The organism is Bradyrhizobium sp. TM239 (assembly GCF_036247985.1).
Classification (GTDB): Bacteria; Pseudomonadota; Alphaproteobacteria; order Rhizobiales; family Xanthobacteraceae; genus Bradyrhizobium; species Bradyrhizobium ottawaense.
In genome coordinates, this window is record NZ_BTIR01000005.1 from 55,546 (window position 1) to 72,211 (window position 16,666).

A 16,666-nucleotide genomic window follows, 5' to 3' on the forward strand; every position below is an offset into this window, starting at 1 on the left:
TCTCGGCTCGCGCTTTGCGCGTCCGGGACGCGAGAGCGAACTGCGCGGCCATCGCCGTCACTTCGACGCGACGGTCGTCCCCTCCGCCGGCAAACTCGCCAGCAGCGCCTGCAATGTCGACAGCGTCGAATGGTCGGCGACACCATCGAGCCGCGCCGGGCGGAAGTGGCGCTGGAAGGCGGTGACGACTTCCATGGTCGCTGCGTCGTATTTGCCGGTCAGCGGCACGCCGTAGCCGTATCGGGCGAGCGCCTGCTGCAGGCTCAGCACCTCGTCGCTGATGGTGCCGAGCATCAGGGTCTCGCCGCGCACGACCGGGGCCGGCGTCACCCAGTGACCGACGCCGGAATTGGCCAGCGAGTGCCACGGAAACTTTTCGCCGGGGTCCTTCTTGCGCGCGGGCGCGACGTCGGAATGGCCGAGCACCCGGTGGGCCGGCACCTTGCGGCGAAGCATGATGCCGCGGCACAGCGCGATCACGGCGGCGATCTGGCGCAGCGGATATTCCGGGTAGCCCCAGTCATGGCCGCGATTGATGATCTCGATGCCGATCGAGCAGGAGTTGATGTCGTCCTCGCCCGCCCAGGACGAGACGCCGGCGTGCCAGGCGCGCCTGGTCTCGGGCACGCATTGCACGATGCGGCCGTCCTCAAGCACGACGTAATGCGCCGAGACTTCGGTCCCCGCCGTGCACAGCCGCGCCAGCGCGCCCTCGACATCGGGCATGCCGGTGTAGTGCAGCACGATCATGTCGGGCTGCCGTGCCTTGTTGCGCTCGCCGTAGTTCGGCGAGGGGATGATGTCGGACACGATCGAGGAATCCGGCTCGAACGCCCTCATGCTCGCCGCGGCCTTGGGAACCGGGAGAACGCGTTGACGCTTCGAATCAGATCCAGACGGTGTGGACGAACCGGACGGCGGCATAGACAAACCAAGGTCAGACGGAGAGTGGGCCAAGCCCTTCTCTTTACTATTCCTTTACCCTCCACCCCGCGCAATCGCGCGGCGCGGTTAACGGATGCATTTTGGCGCAAGTGTGTGGATGAAGCATCACCGCCTCACCAGCTTTTCGACTTGTCACGAGCCGAGCAACGCTTTCTTAACGCTAAGGGCCGTTACTGAGCGATGAAGAGCCGACCCGCGTCCGGAGGCGGCCAAAGCGTATTTTGGCTCGAAATCCCATGGCTGCCCGACAAATTCCGCTGGGAACACTGGGTTGGCCGCCCGGGACGACCGGGCGTGGTAACCATGCTGGACGGTGGGGTTGTGGAACCGCCGCGACACGGAGTCATTCGAGGCGTCATGGGCTTGTTCGTCCCCAATCTCGCTTGGACGTCAGGCTGGCCCTCCAGCAGGCGTGGCGCATGAGCTCGGCTCCGCACATTCCCGTTCTTGGCCGTGAGGCCGTCGCCCATCTCGCCCCGCGCGATGGCGGTATCTACGTCGATGCCACCTTCGGCGCCGGCGGCTATAGCCGCGCGATCCTCGACGTGCCGGGAACCCGACTCATTGCCATTGACCGCGACCGCACCGCAATCGCGGGCGGTGCCGAACTGGTCGAACGCTCCGCGGGCAGGTTGACGCTGGTCGAGGACCGCTTCTCCAACCTCGCTGAGGTCTGCGCGGCACAAGGTGTCGAGGCCGTGGACGGCGTCGTGATGGATGTCGGCGTGTCCTCGATGCAGCTCGACCAGGCCGGTCGCGGCTTCTCGTTTCGCCTTGACGGTCCGCTCGACATGCGGATGGGGCAGACGGGACCGACCGCGGCGGACGTTGTCGCCCGCGCCTCGGAAGGCGATCTCGCCGACATCATCTATCTCCTCGGCGAGGAGCGGCATTCGCGCCGCATCGCGCGCGCCATCGTGGCCGACCGTCAGGAGACGCCGTTCACGACCACACGCGCGCTCGCCGACCTCATCGGCAGGATCGTGCGCTCGAAGCCCGGCGACATTCATCCGGCGACGCGGACGTTCCAGGCCCTGCGCATCTTCGTCAACGAAGAGCTCGAGGAACTTCAGACCGCGCTCGCTGCGGCCGAGAGCGTGCTCAAGCCGGGCGGACGCCTCGTCGTGGTCTCCTTCCATTCGCTGGAAGATCGTATCGTCAAGAATTTCCTCTCCGAGCGTTCGAAAACCGGCGGCGGCTCGCGGCACCTGCCGGAGGTGGCGCAGGTTCCGCCGAGCTTCCAGCTTCTGACGCGGCGGCCAGTGATTGCCGGCGAGGAGGAAGTCGCGCATAACCCGCGCGCGCGTTCCGCAAAGCTTCGCGCCGCCGAGCGCACCTCGGCGCCCGCGCATGACGAAGGCGAGCCATCGTCCTGGCCAAAACTCTCCGACGTGATGAGGGGAGGCTAGCGCATGCGCATCATCCACCTCTTCGTCATTGGCGCGCTGATCTTCGCGGCCGCCTATGTCTACCGGATCAAGATGGACTCCACGGCGCGCACCGAGAGGGTGCTGCGGCTGCATGCGGAGATCCGCGAGCAGCGCGACGCGATCGCTTCGCTGCGATCCGAATGGGCCAAGCTCGATGCGCCCCACCGATTGCAGGGCCTGTCCGACCGGCATCTGCAGCTCAAGCCGGTCAACGGCACGCAATATGATTCGCTGAAGAACCTGCCGGAGCGTCCGCCGCGGATGTTCAGGCCTGGCGAGCCCGATCCGATCGGAGCCATGCTCAACACCATCGAAGCCGCGAGCGATCCCGACAATGTGACGGGCTCCGTGCCTCAGCCCGAGGACAAGCAATGAGCGCTGCGACTCCGGCCAAACCTACGGAACCCTGGCGCCAGCGGCTGATCCGCAGCCTGCTCTACGGGCGCAATGTCGACCGCGCCGCGAAGGCGCGCGCGCGCGTTGGCCTCGCCATGCTCGCCTTCGCCTCGGTCTACGCCCTGATCGGCGGCCGGCTCGTGATGTTTGCCATCGGCGCCGATGCCCATGGCGCGCGCCGCGCCGCGGCGCAGGAGGTGGTGGCGACCGCACGGCCCGACATCGTCGACCGCAACGGCGCCATCCTTGCGACCGACGTCAAGGCGGCGAGCCTGTTCGGCGAGCCGCGCCGCATCATCGACAAGGACGAGGCGATCGAGCTGCTCACGGCGACCGTGCCCGACCTCGACGAGGCCGAGGTGCGCGAGCGCCTGAGGACGCGCAAGGGCTTCGTCTGGCTCAAGCGCGAGGTCACGGCCAAGCAGCAGCAGGCCATCCACAAGCTCGGCATTCCCGGCATCGGCTTCCTGCGCGAGAACAAGCGCGTCTATCCGACCGGCAACGAGGTCGCCCACCTCATCGGTCTGGTCAACATCGACAACCAGGGCATCGCCGGCATGGAGAAGTGGCTCGACAATCAGGGCCTCGCCGATCTCCATCGCGCCGGCTTTGCCACCGACCGGCTGCAGAAGCCGATCGAGCTTTCGATCGATCTGCGCGTCGAGCACGCGCTGCGCGACGAGCTGTTGAAGGCCAAGGAGAAGTACCACACCAAGGCCGCCTCCGGCATCGTCTCCAACGTCAAGACCGGCGAGATCGTGGCAATGGTCTCGCTTCCGGATTTCGATCCCAACAATCCGAAGGAAGCGCATGACCCCGACCGCATCAATCGCCTGACCACCGGCGTCTACGAGATGGGCTCGACCTTCAAGGCGTTCACGCTGGCGATGGCGCTCGATTCCGGCAAGATCAATTTGAACACGTCGTGGGATGCCCGTGGAAACCTGCACTATGGCAAGTTCACCATCCACGACAGCCATCCGCTCGGGCGTTTCATCAACACCAAGGAAGTGTTCACCTTCTCGTCCAACATCGGCGCCGCGCGGATCGCGCTCGGTCAGGGCGTCGAGGCGCACAAGGCGTTCCTGGCCAAGATGGGCCAGCTGACGCGGCTGCGCACCGAGCTGCCGGAGAGCGCGGCTCCTTTGATCCCGCGCCGGTGGGGTGAGCTGAACACGGTCACCATCGCGTTCGGCCAGGGCATGTCGGTGGCGCCACTGCAGGCGGTGATGGGCATCAACGCGCTGGTGAACGGCGGCTATCTGATTCCGCCGACCTTCATGAAGCGCAGCGAATCCGAAGCGGCGGCGATGGCCAAGCGCGTGATCAAGACGGAGACCAGCGACAAGATGCGGTTCCTGATGCGGCTCAACGCCGAAATCGGCACCGCCAAGACCGCTGACGTCAAGGGCTACTATGTCGGCGGCAAGACCGGCACGTCCGAAAAGGTCATCAACGGCCGCTATGCCAAGAAGCGCGTGCTCAACTCCTTCACCGCCATCATGCCCTGCGACGATCCGAAATATCAGATCCTGATCATGCTGGACGAGCCGCAGGCGATTCCTGAAACGAAGGGCTTCATCACCTCGGGCTGGAACACGGTGCCGACCGGCGGCAAGGTGATCGAGCGGATCGCGCCGCTTCTGGGCGTCGAGCCGCGGTTCGACCTGCCGCCTGCGGAGCGCCTTATTCTTGCAGCATCCAGGACAACCCAGTAATCAATCGGGTGGGCCGTAGCCACTGCTGAGTCGGGGATTTTCCTCAAGATTCGGCTTTCCGGTACGGCGACTGGAAGACCATGAAGCTGCGCGACCTCTTAGGCAATGATGCCGCGATCGAGCCCGCCGTCGCGGCGCTCGAGGCGACGGGCATTGCGCTCGACAGCCGCGTGGTCAAGGCCGGCGATCTCTTCTTCGCACTCGCGGGCAGCAAGACCGACGGCGCACGCTTCATTGATGCCGCGGCGGCCGCAGGCGCGGTGGCCGTCGTCGGCGACCATGCGCCTGATGGCGGCGGCAAGGTGCCGTTCGTCACGGTTGCCAATCCACGCCGCGCGCTGGCGCTGGCCGCGGCAAGATTCTTCCCGTCGCAGCCCGCGACCATTGCCGCGGTGACCGGCACCAGCGGCAAGACCTCGGTCGCAGCCTTCACACGCCAGATCTGGGAGCGGCTGGGGCATGCCTCCGCCAGCATCGGCACCATCGGCCTGGTCTCGCCCAAGCGCACCGTCTATGGCTCGCTGACGACGCCGGATCCGATCGCGCTGCACCGGCAGCTCGATGAGATCGCGCGCGAGGGCGTGACCCATCTCGCCTTCGAAGCGTCCTCGCACGGGCTCGACCAGTATCGCCTCGATGGCGTACGCGTCGCCGCCGGCGGCTTCACCAATCTCTCCCGCGATCACATGGACTACCATCCGACCGTCGCGCATTATCTTGTAGCGAAACTCCGCCTGTTCCGGGAACTCGTGTCCCCGGGCGGTGTCGCGGTGATCTCGGCCGATCACGATTGCTCGGCGGAAGCGATCGATGCCGCGAAGTCGCGCGGCCTGCGCGTGATGGCGGTCGGTCGCAACGGCGACGGGGCAGGCGAGGGTATTCGTCTCACTGAGGCCGTGGTCGAAGGTTTCTCGCAAAGGCTGACAGTCGAACATCGCGGCAAGCGCTATGCGATCCGGCTGCCGCTGGTCGGCGAATTCCAGATCGAGAACGCGCTGGTGTCGGCTGGCCTTGCGATCGGGACCGGCAACGATGCTGCCAATGTGTTCGCAAGCCTCGAACATCTCGAAGGCGCCAAGGGACGACTCGAGCGTGTCGGCGAGCGCAACGGCGCGCCGATCTTCGTCGACTATGCGCACAAGCCCGATGCGCTCGCCAAGGCGCTCCAGGCGCTACGGCCCTATGCGAAACGAAAGCTGGTCGTCGTGTTCGGCGCCGGTGGCGACCGTGATGCCGGCAAACGTCCGATCATGGGCGAGATCGCGGCCGAGAACGCCGACGGAATCATTATCACCGACGACAATCCGCGCAGCGAGAAGCCGGAAGCGATCCGCGCCGCGATCCTTGCCACCGCCAAGGGCGCCCGCGAGATCGGCGACCGCGCTGCGGCGATCCGCGCCGCGGTCGAGGAATTGCAGGAGGGCGATGCGCTGCTCGTCGCCGGCAAGGGGCATGAGACCGGGCAGATCGTCGGCGGAGAGGTTTTGCCCTTCAGTGATCACGAGGCGGTTGCCGCCGCATTAGCGTCGAGGGTTGCATGAGCGCGCCGATATGGACGGTTGCCGAAGTGGCGCACGCACTGGGTGCGGACGGATCGTTCCCGGACACGCCGATCGACTTCGTCACCCAGGACAGCCGGCTGGTGAAGCCGGGCAGCCTGTTCGTCGCGCTCAGCGGTACGCCGAGCGGCGGCTTCATCTCGGCCTTCGCCAGTGCGCGCGACGGCTGGGAGTTCGCCGACAAGGCGGAAGCTTCCGGCGCGGTTGCGATGATCGTGCCGCACGAGATCGCGGGCATCCGCATTCCCCAGATCGTCGTGAAGGACACGCTGATCAACGGCCTCTGGGGCCTCGCACGCGCCGCCCGCGCCCGCTTCCGCGGGCCTGTGATCGGGCTCACCGGCAGCGCCGGCAAGACCAGCACCAAGGAATTCCTGGCGGCCTATCCGAATGCCTATGCTAGCCCGTCCAGCTTCAACAATTTCTGGGGCGTGCCGCTGACGCTGTGCAATGCCAGGCCCGATGCCAGCCTCTGGGTCGTCGAGATGGGCATGAACCAGACGGGCGAGATCGCGCGGCTCAGCGAATTGACGCGGCCCACCGTCGCACTCGTTGTCAATGTCCAGCCGGTGCATCTGGAAAAGCTCGGCTCGCTCGAAGCCATCCGCCGCGAGAAGGTGTCGATCGCGCTCGGCCTGCCCGAGGACGGCGTGTTGGTGCTGCCCGCCGGGCTGAAGGCATCCGAATGGAAGGGGAAGGTGGTGCGCTTCGGCGAGCATGCCGAGGTGCATGAGGTCACGCACGCGCCGCATGGCGAGAGCTGGCAGGTCGTGGCCATGATCGGCAAGAAGCAGATCGCCTTCAGCCTGACGCCGGGCGCGCCGCACCGCGTGCAGAACGCGCTGGCCGCGCTCGCCGCCATCCGTGCGGCAAATCTCGATGCGTCGACGCTGGCGATCAAGCTCGACCGGGTCGGCATCATGACCGGCCGCGGCGTCGAGCAGACGGTCGGCGGTATCACCGTGATCGACGACAGTTTCAACGGCAATCCGGCCAGCGTGGCCGCTGCGCTGCAGAGCCTGCAGGCGCGCAATGTGACCGGCGGCCGCCGCGTCGCGGTGCTCGGTGACATGCTGGAGCTGGGCGATGATGCACCAGGCTATCACACCGGCCTTGCCAAGCATCTCGACGGGATTGACGGGATCTACTGCGTGGGCCCTCTGATGCGCCACCTCTATGATGTGCTCCCGGCCGGCAAGGGCCTCGGCTGGCACGACGATCCCGCCACCTTAAAGCCGAGTGAGGTCGCGAACCTGCTGAAGGCAGGCGACGTCGTGGTTGTCAAGGGCAGCAAGAAGATGTTCTGGGTCAACAAGTTTGTGCCGGGCCTGGTGGCCGCCTTGCAGGCAAAGGCGTAAACTGCTTGGAAGGCGCCGTTCCCGAATCCCACCCCTTTGCGGCGCGAAGCCGTCCGGTTTACCGGAGGTCGCGACCCATGATGAAGACCAGCGAATGCGCGTGAGGCACGTTGAGGCCAAGGTAAAGACCAAGATCAAGGCCGAGACCGCGTGTGCAAAGGCGCCATAGGACCGTCTGAATGTTTTACTGGCTGATCGAGCTCTCCAACACATTTCCGGGCTTCGGTGCCGTCCGCACCTTCCTGAACGTCTTCCGCTACATCACCTTCCGCACCGGCGGCGCCGTCGTCACCGGCGCGCTGTTTGTGTTCCTGTTCGGGCCCTGGATCATCGATCACTTGCGCATCCGTCAGGGCAAGGGTCAGCCGATCCGGACCGACGGTCCGCAATCGCATCTCGCCAAGAAGGGCACGCCCACCATGGGCGGCCTGATGATTCTGTCCGGCCTCACGGTCGGCACCGTGCTGTGGGCCAATCCGCTCAACCCCTATGTCTGGATCGTGCTGGCGGTGACGCTCGGCTTCGGCTTCGTCGGTTTCTATGACGACTACCTCAAGGTGACCAAGCAGACCACGACCGGGTTCGGCAGCAAGCTTCGGCTGCTGATCGAGGCGGCGATCGCGCTGGTGGCCTGCTATGCGCTGGTGCGGCTGAACCGAGATCCCGCATCGACCGCGCTGACGATTCCGTTCCTCAAGGACACCGTGCTGCATTTCGGCTGGTTCTTCGTCATCTTCGGCGCCTTCGTCATCGTCGGCTCCGGCAATGCGGTGAACCTCACCGACGGGCTCGACGGCCTCGCCATCGTTCCCGTGATGATCGCGACTGCGAGCTTCGCGATGATCGCCTATCTCGCCGGCAACGCCGTGTTCGCCGAATATCTGCAGATCAAATATGTCGCCGGCACCGGCGAGCTCGCGGTGCTCTGCGGCGCGCTGCTGGGCGCCGGCCTCGGCTTCCTCTGGTTCAACGCGCCGCCGGCCTCGATCTTCATGGGCGACACCGGCTCGCTCGCGCTCGGCGGCATGCTGGGTGCCATCGCGGTCGCGGTGAAGCACGAGATCGTGCTCGCGGTGATCGGCGGCCTGTTCGTGCTCGAGGCGGTCTCCGTCATCGTGCAGGTCGTGTCGTTCAAGCTGACGGGCAAGCGCATCTTCCGGATGGCGCCGATTCATCACCATTTCGAGCAGCTCGGCTGGACCGAGCCGCAGATCGTGATCCGCTTCTGGATCATCTCGGTGATGCTGGCGCTGGCCGGTCTCTCCACGCTTAAGCTGCGGTGATCAATCGATGATCCCCGTCACGTCCTTTGCCGGCAAGACCGTCGCGGTGTTCGGCCTCGGGGGCTCGGGGCTCGCCTCCTGCCACGCGCTGAAGGCCGGCGGCGCCGAGGTGATCGCCGCCGACGACAGTGCCGAGAACGTCGCCAAGGCCGCGCAGGCCGGCTTCATCACCGCAGATTTGCGTAACGTGTCCTGGGCGAACTTCGCAGCCCTGGTACTGGCGCCCGGTGTGCCGCTGACCCATCCGGTACCGCACTGGAGCGTGCTGAAAGCGCGCGAGGCAGGCTGTGAGGTGATCGGTGACATCGAGCTGTTCTGCCGTGAGCGGCGGCGCCATGCGCCGGATGCGCCGTTCGTCGCCATCACCGGCACCAACGGCAAGTCCACCACGACGGCGCTGATCGCGCATCTCACAAAAGTGGCCGGCTATGACACCCAGATGGGCGGCAATATCGGCACCGCGATCCTGTCGCTGGAGCCGCCGCGCATGGGCCGCGTCCACGTCATCGAGATGTCGTCCTACCAAATCGACCTCACGCCCTCGCTCGATCCGTCCGTCGGCATTTTGCTCAATGTCAGCGAGGACCACATCGACCGCCACGGCACCATCGCGCACTACGCTGCGGTGAAGGAGCGCCTCGTTGCAGGCGTGCAAGGGGGCGGCACCGCGATCGTCGGCGTCGACGACGGCTTTTGCCGCGACATCGCCGACCGGCTCGACCGCGCCGGCAAGACCGTGGTGCGCATCTCCGTCAAGAACCCGCTGGCGTCGGGCATCCATGTCGAGCACGGCAATATCGTGCGCACCTCGGGCGGCGCCCGCAGCGAGATCGCCGCGCTCGGCGGCATCGGCTCGCTGCGCGGGCGGCACAACGCGCAGAACGCGGCTTGCGCGGCCGCAGCTGCGCTCGCAATGGGCATCAGCCAGGATATGCTGCAGAACGGCCTGCGCAGCTTTCCCGGCCTTGCGCATCGCATGGAGCAGGTCGGCCGCCGCGGCAACGTGCTGTTCGTCAATGACTCCAAGGGTACCAACGCCGACGCCACCGCGCATGCGCTGTCGTCCTTCGCCGACATCTTCTGGATCGCCGGCGGCAAGCCGAAGGCCGGCGGCATCACGAGCTTGACCGGTTTCTTCCCGCGCATCCGAAAAGCCTATCTGATCGGCGAAGCCGCTCAGGAGTTTTCGGGAACGCTGGGCCCAGTCGCGCACGAGATCAGCCAGACGCTGGACGTCGCCGTCGAGCACGCCGCGCGCGATGCGGAAGCATCGGGCTTGCAGGACGCGGTCGTGCTGCTGTCGCCGGCCTGCGCCTCCTTCGACCAGTACCGAAACTTCGAGATCCGCGGCACCAAGTTCCGCGAACTGGTGCAGGCGCTGCCGGGGGTGAAGCCGGTGGTGTAGGGCGCGTCAGTCCCCAATCTCCGCTGTCGTCGCCCGGCTTGACCGGGCGACCCAGTATTCCAGAGACCGCGCTTGAGCCGAGGGGCCGCGGCGTACTGGATGCCCCGGTCAAGCCGGGGCATGACAGTGAGTTGTGTGGCGGCGGGCGATCATCGCAAAACATCTCCACTTCCTTAACCCCCCGGTAACCAACCTGGGCGACCAATGGACCGACCTCTGTCCGAAAGCGGCCGCCCCATGCTCTCCCGTGAAGAACGCACCCCCTTTTCCGAGTGGTGGTGGACCGTCGACAAGCCGCTGATGGGCGCCATCCTGGCGCTGATGCTGACCGGGGTGATCCTGTCGCTCGCGGCGAGCCCGCCGGTTGCGACCCGCATCGGGCTCGATCCCTTCCATTTCTTCAGCCGCCACGTGATGTTCCTCCTCCCGTCCTGCCTGGTGCTGCTCGGGGTCTCCTTCCTGTCGCCGCGCGCGATCCGCCGCTCGGCGCTGATCATCTTCGCGGCCAGCATCATCCTGATCGTGCTGACACTCGCGATCGGGCCCGAAGTGAAGGGCTCGCGGCGCTGGATCACGCTGCTCGGCGTCAACATCCAGGCCTCCGAAATCGCAAAGCCGTCCTTCGTCGTCATCGCGGCCTGGCTGTTCGCGGAATCGACCAAGCGGCCGGAGATGCCGGCGACCTCGATGGCCTTGGTGCTGCTTCTGATGCTGGTGTCGCTGCTGGTGATGGAGCCGGATTTCGGCCAGACCATGCTGATCCTGATGGTGTGGGGCTCGCTGTTCTTCATCGCGGGCATGCGCATGATCTGGGTATTCGGCCTTGCGGGCGCGGCCGCCGCCGGCCTGTTCAGCGCCTATCTCTTCGTCCCGCACGTGGCCGGACGCATCAAGCGCTTCATGAACCCGGCCTCGGGCGACACCTTCCAGGTCGATACCGCCATGGAGGCCTTCTACAACGGCGGCTGGTTCGGGCTCGGACCGGGCGAGGGAATTGCCAAGCGCAGCCTGCCGGACAGTCACACCGACTTCGTGTTCGCGGTCGCGGCCGAAGAGTTCGGCATCATCCTGTGCCTGGCGATGCTGACGCTGTTCGCCTTCGTCGTCATCCGCACGCTGTCGCGCGCCTACGCCACCGAGGACATGTTCTCGCGCTTCGCCGCCTCGGGCCTTGCGATCCTGTTCGGCGTGCAGGCCGCGATCAACATGTCGGTGAACCTCCAGCTCATTCCCGCCAAGGGCATGACGCTGCCGTTCATCTCCTATGGCGGCTCCTCGATCGTGTCGCTCGCCTATGGTGTCGGCATGATGCTGGCGCTGACGCGGCTGCGCCCGCGCACCGAGATCGAAGCCAGCGGCCACGCCGACGCGATGCGGAGCTACGCCTAAGCCACTCTCGTGTCCCGGACCAGCTCCGCGAAGCGGAGCGCAGAGCCGGGACCCAGAATGCGCACCAATGGGCCCCGGTTCAGCAGCGCACCACGCTGAACTGGACGATGCTTCGCATCGCCAGGAGCGCGCTGCGCTGCGCCCGGGGCACGAACACCTTCGCAGCCGGCTCGCAATGACGGAAAACTCCCTGTAAAACTCCCCCACCATGGACAATTCCCCTCTGATTCTTCTCGCCGCGGGCGGCACCGGCGGCCATCTGTTTCCGGCCGAGGCGCTCGGCGTCGAATTGATCCGGCGCGGCTTTCGCGTTCGTCTCATCACGGACGAGCGCGCGCTGCGCTACAGCGGGTTGTTCACCAAGGACATGATCGACGTCGTCGCGAGTGAGACCGCGCGGGGCCGCAATCCGTTGCAGCTTGCCCATGCCGGCCTCACGCTCGCCGCCGGCACGCTGTCCGCCTACGCCCTGATCAAGCGCTTGAAGCCTGCCGCCGTCGTCGGCTTCGGCGGCTATCCGACGCTGCCGCCGCTGGTCGCTGCGAAATTTGCCGGGGTGCCCGGCATCATCCACGACGCCAACGCCGTGCTCGGCCGCGCCAACCGGTTCCTGTCGAGCCGCGTGCGCGCCATCGCGACATCCTTGCCCGGCGTGCTGGACCGCGATCCGGCCCTCGCGGGCAAGACCACGACGGTCGGCACGCCGATGCGCCCGGCGGTGCTCGCCGCGGCTGCCGTGCCTTACGCCGCGCCCGAGGTGAATGGTCCGCTTCGCCTGCTTGTGGTCGGCGGCAGCCAGGGTGCGCGCATCATGGCCGACATCGTGCCCGGTGCGATCGAGCGGCTCGAGCCTGCGCTGTGGAGCCGTCTCGTCCTCACCCAGCAGGTGCGCGACGAGGACATGGCGCGTGTGCGCGCGGTCTATGACAAGCTCAAGATCAAGGTGGAGCTGGCGCCGTTCTTCACCGATTTGCCGGCACGGCTCGCTTCAAATCATCTCGTGGTATCGCGCTCCGGCGCCGGCACGGTCGCCGAGCTCGCGGCGATTGGCCGGCCCTCGATCCTGGTGCCGCTGCCCGGCTCGATCGACCAGGACCAGTTCGCCAATGCCGGCGTGCTGGTCAAGGTCGACGGCGCGATCCGCATCCCGCAGGCCGAGTTCACCTCCGACCGGTTGGCGTCCGAAATCTCCGCTTTCGCCGCCGAGCCTGCGCGCCTTGCCGCCATGGCGCAGGCCGCCCGCGGTGCCGGCCGGCTCGACGCCGCCGAGCGACTGGCCGATCTGGTGGTCAAGGTCGCGGGAATCTGACGCGAAAAAGCCCTTGTCTTCGCCTTCTAAAGCGGGGCATCCAGTAGGAAAGGCGCGCGGCTGATTTGGCCGCGACCTTCGCCAGACGCCGCCTGCGCAAGGCGGCGAGGTCAGGGAACACAGCATGAGACTGCCGCGCGAGATCGGACCCATCCACTTCGTCGGGATCGGCGGGATCGGCATGAGCGGCATCGCCGAGGTGCTGGTCAATCTCGGCTATGCCGTGCAGGGCTCGGACGCTTCCGACAATTACAATCTCGACCGCCTCCGCAAGAAGGGCGCAAAAGTCTCGGTCGGCCACAAGGCCGAGAATGTCGACGGTGCCGAGGTCGTGGTCGTGTCCACCGCGATCAAGCGCGACAATCCGGAACTGATGGCGGCGCGCGAACGGCGCATTCCCGTGGTGCGCCGCGCCGAGATGCTCGCCGAGCTGATGCGGCTGAAGAGCTGCGTCGCGATCGCCGGCACCCACGGCAAGACCACCACGACCACGATGGTCGCGACACTGCTCGATGCCGGCGGGCTCGATCCCACCGTCATCAATGGCGGCATCATCAATGCCTATGGCTCCAACGCGCGCCTTGGCGCGGGCGACTGGATGGTGGTGGAAGCCGACGAGAGCGACGGCACGTTCCTGAAGCTGCCGACGGATGTCGCGATCGTCACCAATGTCGACCCCGAGCATCTCGATCACTTCAAGACCTTCGAGGCCGTGCAGGACGCCTTCCGCCATTTCGTCGAGAATTTGCCGTTTTACGGCTTTGCCGTGATGTGCATCGATCATCCCGTGGTGCAGAGCCTCGTCGGCAAGATCGAGGACCGCCGCATCGTCACGTACGGCGAAAATCCGCAGGCCGATGTGCGGCTGGTCGATCTGACCCCGATGGGCGGCGGATCGAAGTTCAAGGTCGCGTTCCGCGATCGCAAGACCGGCGCCGTGCACGAGATCGCCGACCTCATGCTGCCGATGCCGGGACGCCACAACGCCTCCAACGCGACGGCCGCGATTGCGGTCGCGCGCGAGCTCGGCGTGTCCGACGAAGCGATCCGCAAGGCGATCGCCGGCTTCGGCGGCGTCAAGCGCCGCTTCACCAAGACCGGCGAATGGAACGGCGTCACCGTGATCGACGATTACGGTCATCACCCCGTGGAAATCGCGGCGGTGCTGAAGGCGGCGCGCGATTCCTACACTGGCAAGATCATCGCTGTGGTGCAGCCGCATCGCTACACCCGCCTGCAATCGCTGTTCGAGGAATTCTGCACCTGCTTCAACGATGCCGATGCGGTTGTCGTCGCCGACGTCTATGCCGCCGGCGAAGCGCCGATCGACGGCATCGACCGCGATCATTTCGTCACGGGCCTGCGCGCCCACGGCCATCGCGAGGTGGTCCCGCTGCCGGCGGCCTCGGAGCTTGCGGGCATCGTCAAGGGATTGACGAAGTCCGGCGATCTCGTCGTGTGCTTAGGTGCCGGCAACATCACGCAATGGGCGTATGCGCTGCCGGACCAATTGAAGGCGCTGGGGTGAGGCCTCTGATGAGAGTCTCACAGGCAGCCACACGGCAAACTGCGCTCCCTCCCCCCTTGCGGGGGAGGGCGGGGGAGAGGGGTGGCCCCGGGCGAGCTCTTGAGGAAGTGGCATGAGCTTTCCCGACATCACGCCCGAGCTCAAAGCCGCGATGCCGGAGTTGCGCGGTCGGCTGCTAGCGAACCAGTCGCTGGCCGAGCTGACCTGGTTTCGCGTCGGCGGCCCTGCCCAGGTGCTGTTCACGCCGGCGGATGAAGATGATCTTGCCTACTTCCTCGCGCATCTCGCCGCCGACATTCCCGTCTATGTCGTTGGCGTCGGCTCCAATTTGATCGTGCGCGACGGCGGCATTGCCGGCGTGGTGATCCGTCTCGCGCCGCGCGCCTTTGGCGAGGCGATTGCGAGCGGCGATGTCGTCACCGCCGGTGCTGCCACGCTCGACAAGCGCGTGGCGGAAGTGGCGGCCTCCGCCAACATCGGCGGGCTCGAATTCTACTTCGGCATTCCCGGCACGATCGGCGGCGCGCTGCGCATGAATGCCGGCGCCAATGGCGGCGAGACCAAGGATGTGCTGATCGAGGCGCGCGGTGTCGGGCGCGACGGCACGAAGCACACCTTCTCCAATGCCGACATGAAGTTCGTCTACCGCAACAGCGGCGTCGATCCCTCCATCATCTTCACCTCCGCGCGGTTTCGCGGCGAGATCAAGGATGCCGATGCGATCCGCGCGCGCATGGCGGAGGTGCAGACGCATCGCGAGACCGCGCAGCCGATCCGCGAAAAGACCGGCGGCTCGACCTTCAAGAATCCGCCCGGCCATTCCGCCTGGAAGCTGGTGGATGCCGCCGGCTGCCGCGGCTTGCGCGTCGGCGGCGCACAGGTCTCCGAGATGCACTGCAATTTCCTGATCAACACGGGCGATGCCACCGCGCACGACATCGAGACGCTGGGCGAGACCGTGCGCGAACGCGTGAAGGCAAATTCCGGAATTGAGCTACACTGGGAAATCAAGCGGATCGGGGTTTCCCCATAGGTGTCGTTCCGGGGCGGTGCGAAGCGCCGAACCCGGAACCTCGAGATTCCGGGTTCGCGCTTTGCGCGCTCCGGAATGACAAAAGACAGAGGCGACGAGAGACCATGCGCATCACCATCCTCTTCGGCGGCTCCAACCGCGAGCGTCTGGTTTCGGTCGCCTCGGCCCAGGCCCTGCATCAGGCATTGCCCGAGGCCGATCTGTGGTGGTGGGACGTCGAGGACAAGGTGCATGTCGTGCAGTCCAAGCAGCTGCTCGAACATGCCCGCCCCTTCGAGGACGAGTTCGAGCCCGGCACATCAGGCATCCCGTTGGAGCAGGCGCTCGACCAGGCCAGGGCCGAGGATCGGGTGCTGGTGCTCGGTCTGCATGGCGGGCGCGCCGAGAACGGCGAATTGCAGGCGATGTGCGAAGCGCGCGGCGTACCCTTCACCGGCTCTGGCTCGGCCTCCTCGCATCTGGCCTTCGACAAGATCGCGGCCAAGCATTTCGCCGCGCTCGGCGGCGTGACGTCGCCGGCAAACATAGCGCTCGACGACATCGACGAGGCCTTCGCCGAATACGGAAGGCTGATCGCAAAGCCGGCGCGTGACGGCTCGAGCTATGGCCTGATCTTCGTCAACGCCAAGCAGGACATCGTCGCCGTCCGCAACGCGGCGAAGCACGAGGAATACGTCATCGAGCCCTATATCGCCGGCGTCGAGGCGACCTGCGGCGTGCTGGAGCGCACCGATGGCTCGATCATCGCGCTGCCGCCGATCGAGATCATTCCGGGCGAGGGCAGCTTCGACTACGCCGCAAAATATTTGTTGAAGTCGACCCAGGAGATCTGCCCCGGGCGTTTCGCGCCCGAGATCACCGCCGCGCTGAAGGCGCAAGCGATGCTGGCGCACCGCGCGATGTCCTGCACCGGCTATTCCCGGTCGGACTTCATCGTCTCGGACAGGGGCCTCGTCTATCTCGAGACCAACACGCTGCCCGGGCTGACCAAGTCCTCGCTGTACCCCAAGGCGCTGAAAGCCGAGGGTATTGAGTTCGTCGACTTCCTGCGCGGCCAGGTGGAGCTCGCCGGGCGGGGCGTGCGGAAATAATTAGGACTGGTTAACGGCCGGAAGGGCGAAACGGGCCGATTTGGTGCCCAAAACCGGTAAAATGCCGGACATCGCGGCATAAATGCCTCACATAGCGGGGCAAAATGCGCCGGACGTTAACGAACTTTACCTTTTGTTTACCAGGACGTCCGAAGGTTAACGCTGGCGGCGCATATGGCGCTTTGGCTGCCGGCGGGTGAGCTGTCGCGGGTGATGTCACCT

At 66.1% G+C, this 16,666-nt stretch carries 13 protein-coding genes; 12 read left to right on the forward strand and 1 reads right to left on the reverse strand.

The window, feature by feature from the left end; all coding sequences use genetic code 11:
- Positions 1 to 57: 57 nt before the first annotated feature.
- Positions 58 to 840, reverse strand: coding sequence for an N-acetylmuramoyl-L-alanine amidase (locus tag AABA84_RS09110; RefSeq protein WP_038971256.1), 783 nt, complete (start codon positions 838 to 840; stop codon positions 58 to 60).
- A 524-nt stretch (positions 841 to 1,364) separates the two neighbouring features.
- Here AABA84_RS09110 and rsmH point away from each other — a divergent pair.
- The 12 genes from rsmH (at position 1,365) to AABA84_RS09170 (ending at position 16,444) form a co-directional block, all read left to right on the forward strand.
- Positions 1,365 to 2,354 (forward strand): 16S rRNA (cytosine(1402)-N(4))-methyltransferase RsmH, encoded by a 990-nt coding sequence (gene rsmH, locus AABA84_RS09115; RefSeq protein ID WP_212249982.1) that lies wholly within the window; start codon positions 1,365 to 1,367, stop codon positions 2,352 to 2,354.
- Positions 2,355 to 2,357: 3 nt separating this feature from the next.
- Positions 2,358 to 2,750 carry a cell division protein FtsL gene (gene ftsL / locus AABA84_RS09120; RefSeq protein WP_028145538.1) on the forward strand — a complete coding sequence of 131 codons (393 nt, stop codon included), beginning with the start codon at positions 2,358 to 2,360 and terminating at the stop codon, positions 2,748 to 2,750.
- Entirely contained in the window at positions 2,747 to 4,489 is a 1,743-nt protein-coding gene (locus AABA84_RS09125) for a peptidoglycan D,D-transpeptidase FtsI family protein (protein ID WP_028145537.1), read from the forward strand. Before ftsL ends, AABA84_RS09125 begins: the two co-directional genes overlap by 4 nt.
- 80 nt (positions 4,490 to 4,569) lie before the next feature.
- Entirely contained in the window at positions 4,570 to 6,030 is a 1,461-nt protein-coding gene (locus AABA84_RS09130; protein WP_212249973.1) for a UDP-N-acetylmuramoyl-L-alanyl-D-glutamate--2,6-diaminopimelate ligase, read from the forward strand.
- Complete coding sequence (locus tag AABA84_RS09135; protein ID WP_212249971.1) at positions 6,027 to 7,406, forward strand: UDP-N-acetylmuramoyl-tripeptide--D-alanyl-D-alanine ligase; 1,380 nt, start codon at positions 6,027 to 6,029, stop codon at positions 7,404 to 7,406. The genes AABA84_RS09130 and AABA84_RS09135 overlap by 4 nt, the downstream gene beginning before the upstream one ends.
- Before the next feature lie 179 nt (positions 7,407 to 7,585).
- A complete protein-coding gene (gene mraY, locus AABA84_RS09140) occupies positions 7,586 to 8,689 on the forward strand; it encodes a phospho-N-acetylmuramoyl-pentapeptide-transferase (protein WP_018318673.1) in 1,104 nt (367 codons plus the stop codon).
- 7 nt (positions 8,690 to 8,696) lie between these two features.
- On the forward strand, positions 8,697 to 10,094 hold the full coding sequence (murD, locus tag AABA84_RS09145; protein ID WP_212249969.1) for a UDP-N-acetylmuramoyl-L-alanine--D-glutamate ligase: 1,398 nt from the start codon (positions 8,697 to 8,699) through the stop codon (positions 10,092 to 10,094).
- A 237-nt stretch (positions 10,095 to 10,331) separates the two neighbouring features.
- Complete coding sequence (ftsW, locus tag AABA84_RS09150; RefSeq protein ID WP_212249967.1) at positions 10,332 to 11,483, forward strand: putative lipid II flippase FtsW; 1,152 nt, start codon at positions 10,332 to 10,334, stop codon at positions 11,481 to 11,483.
- A gap of 208 nt (positions 11,484 to 11,691) precedes the next feature.
- Complete coding sequence (gene murG, locus AABA84_RS09155) at positions 11,692 to 12,792, forward strand: undecaprenyldiphospho-muramoylpentapeptide beta-N-acetylglucosaminyltransferase (protein WP_212249965.1); 1,101 nt, start codon at positions 11,692 to 11,694, stop codon at positions 12,790 to 12,792.
- Positions 12,793 to 12,916: 124 nt separating this feature from the next.
- Complete coding sequence (gene murC / locus AABA84_RS09160; RefSeq protein ID WP_212249963.1) at positions 12,917 to 14,320, forward strand: UDP-N-acetylmuramate--L-alanine ligase; 1,404 nt, start codon at positions 12,917 to 12,919, stop codon at positions 14,318 to 14,320.
- A 112-nt stretch (positions 14,321 to 14,432) separates the two neighbouring features.
- Positions 14,433 to 15,353: a UDP-N-acetylmuramate dehydrogenase gene (murB, locus tag AABA84_RS09165; RefSeq protein ID WP_212249961.1), complete on the forward strand. Its 921-nt coding sequence runs from the start codon at positions 14,433 to 14,435 to the stop codon at positions 15,351 to 15,353.
- A gap of 104 nt (positions 15,354 to 15,457) precedes the next feature.
- Positions 15,458 to 16,444 carry a D-alanine--D-alanine ligase family protein gene (locus tag AABA84_RS09170; RefSeq protein ID WP_212249959.1) on the forward strand — a complete coding sequence of 329 codons (987 nt, stop codon included), beginning with the start codon at positions 15,458 to 15,460 and terminating at the stop codon, positions 16,442 to 16,444.
- Positions 16,445 to 16,666 lie beyond the last annotated feature (222 nt).

Bases quoted from the DNA above. Each gene is read 5' to 3' on its own strand.
- AABA84_RS09170 (WP_212249959.1), top strand. From the start codon at position 15,458: ATGCGCATCACCATCCTCTTCGGCGGCTCCAACCGCGAGCGTCTGGTT.
- ftsW (WP_212249967.1), top strand. From the start codon at position 10,332: ATGCTCTCCCGTGAAGAACGCACCCCCTTTTCCGAGTGGTGGTGGACC.
- mraY (WP_018318673.1), top strand. From the start codon at position 7,586: ATGTTTTACTGGCTGATCGAGCTCTCCAACACATTTCCGGGCTTCGGT.
- AABA84_RS09130 (WP_212249973.1), top strand. From the start codon at position 4,570: ATGAAGCTGCGCGACCTCTTAGGCAATGATGCCGCGATCGAGCCCGCC.
- murC (WP_212249963.1), top strand. From the start codon at position 12,917: ATGAGACTGCCGCGCGAGATCGGACCCATCCACTTCGTCGGGATCGGC.
- murD (WP_212249969.1), top strand. From the start codon at position 8,697: ATGATCCCCGTCACGTCCTTTGCCGGCAAGACCGTCGCGGTGTTCGGC.
- AABA84_RS09135 (WP_212249971.1), top strand. From the start codon at position 6,027: ATGAGCGCGCCGATATGGACGGTTGCCGAAGTGGCGCACGCACTGGGT.
- AABA84_RS09125 (WP_028145537.1), top strand. From the start codon at position 2,747: ATGAGCGCTGCGACTCCGGCCAAACCTACGGAACCCTGGCGCCAGCGG.
- rsmH (WP_212249982.1), top strand. From the start codon at position 1,365: ATGAGCTCGGCTCCGCACATTCCCGTTCTTGGCCGTGAGGCCGTCGCC.
- murB (WP_212249961.1), top strand. From the start codon at position 14,433: ATGAGCTTTCCCGACATCACGCCCGAGCTCAAAGCCGCGATGCCGGAG.
- murG (WP_212249965.1), top strand. From the start codon at position 11,692: ATGGACAATTCCCCTCTGATTCTTCTCGCCGCGGGCGGCACCGGCGGC.
- ftsL (WP_028145538.1), top strand. From the start codon at position 2,358: ATGCGCATCATCCACCTCTTCGTCATTGGCGCGCTGATCTTCGCGGCC.
- AABA84_RS09110 (WP_038971256.1), bottom strand. From the start codon at position 840: ATGAGGGCGTTCGAGCCGGATTCCTCGATCGTGTCCGACATCATCCCC.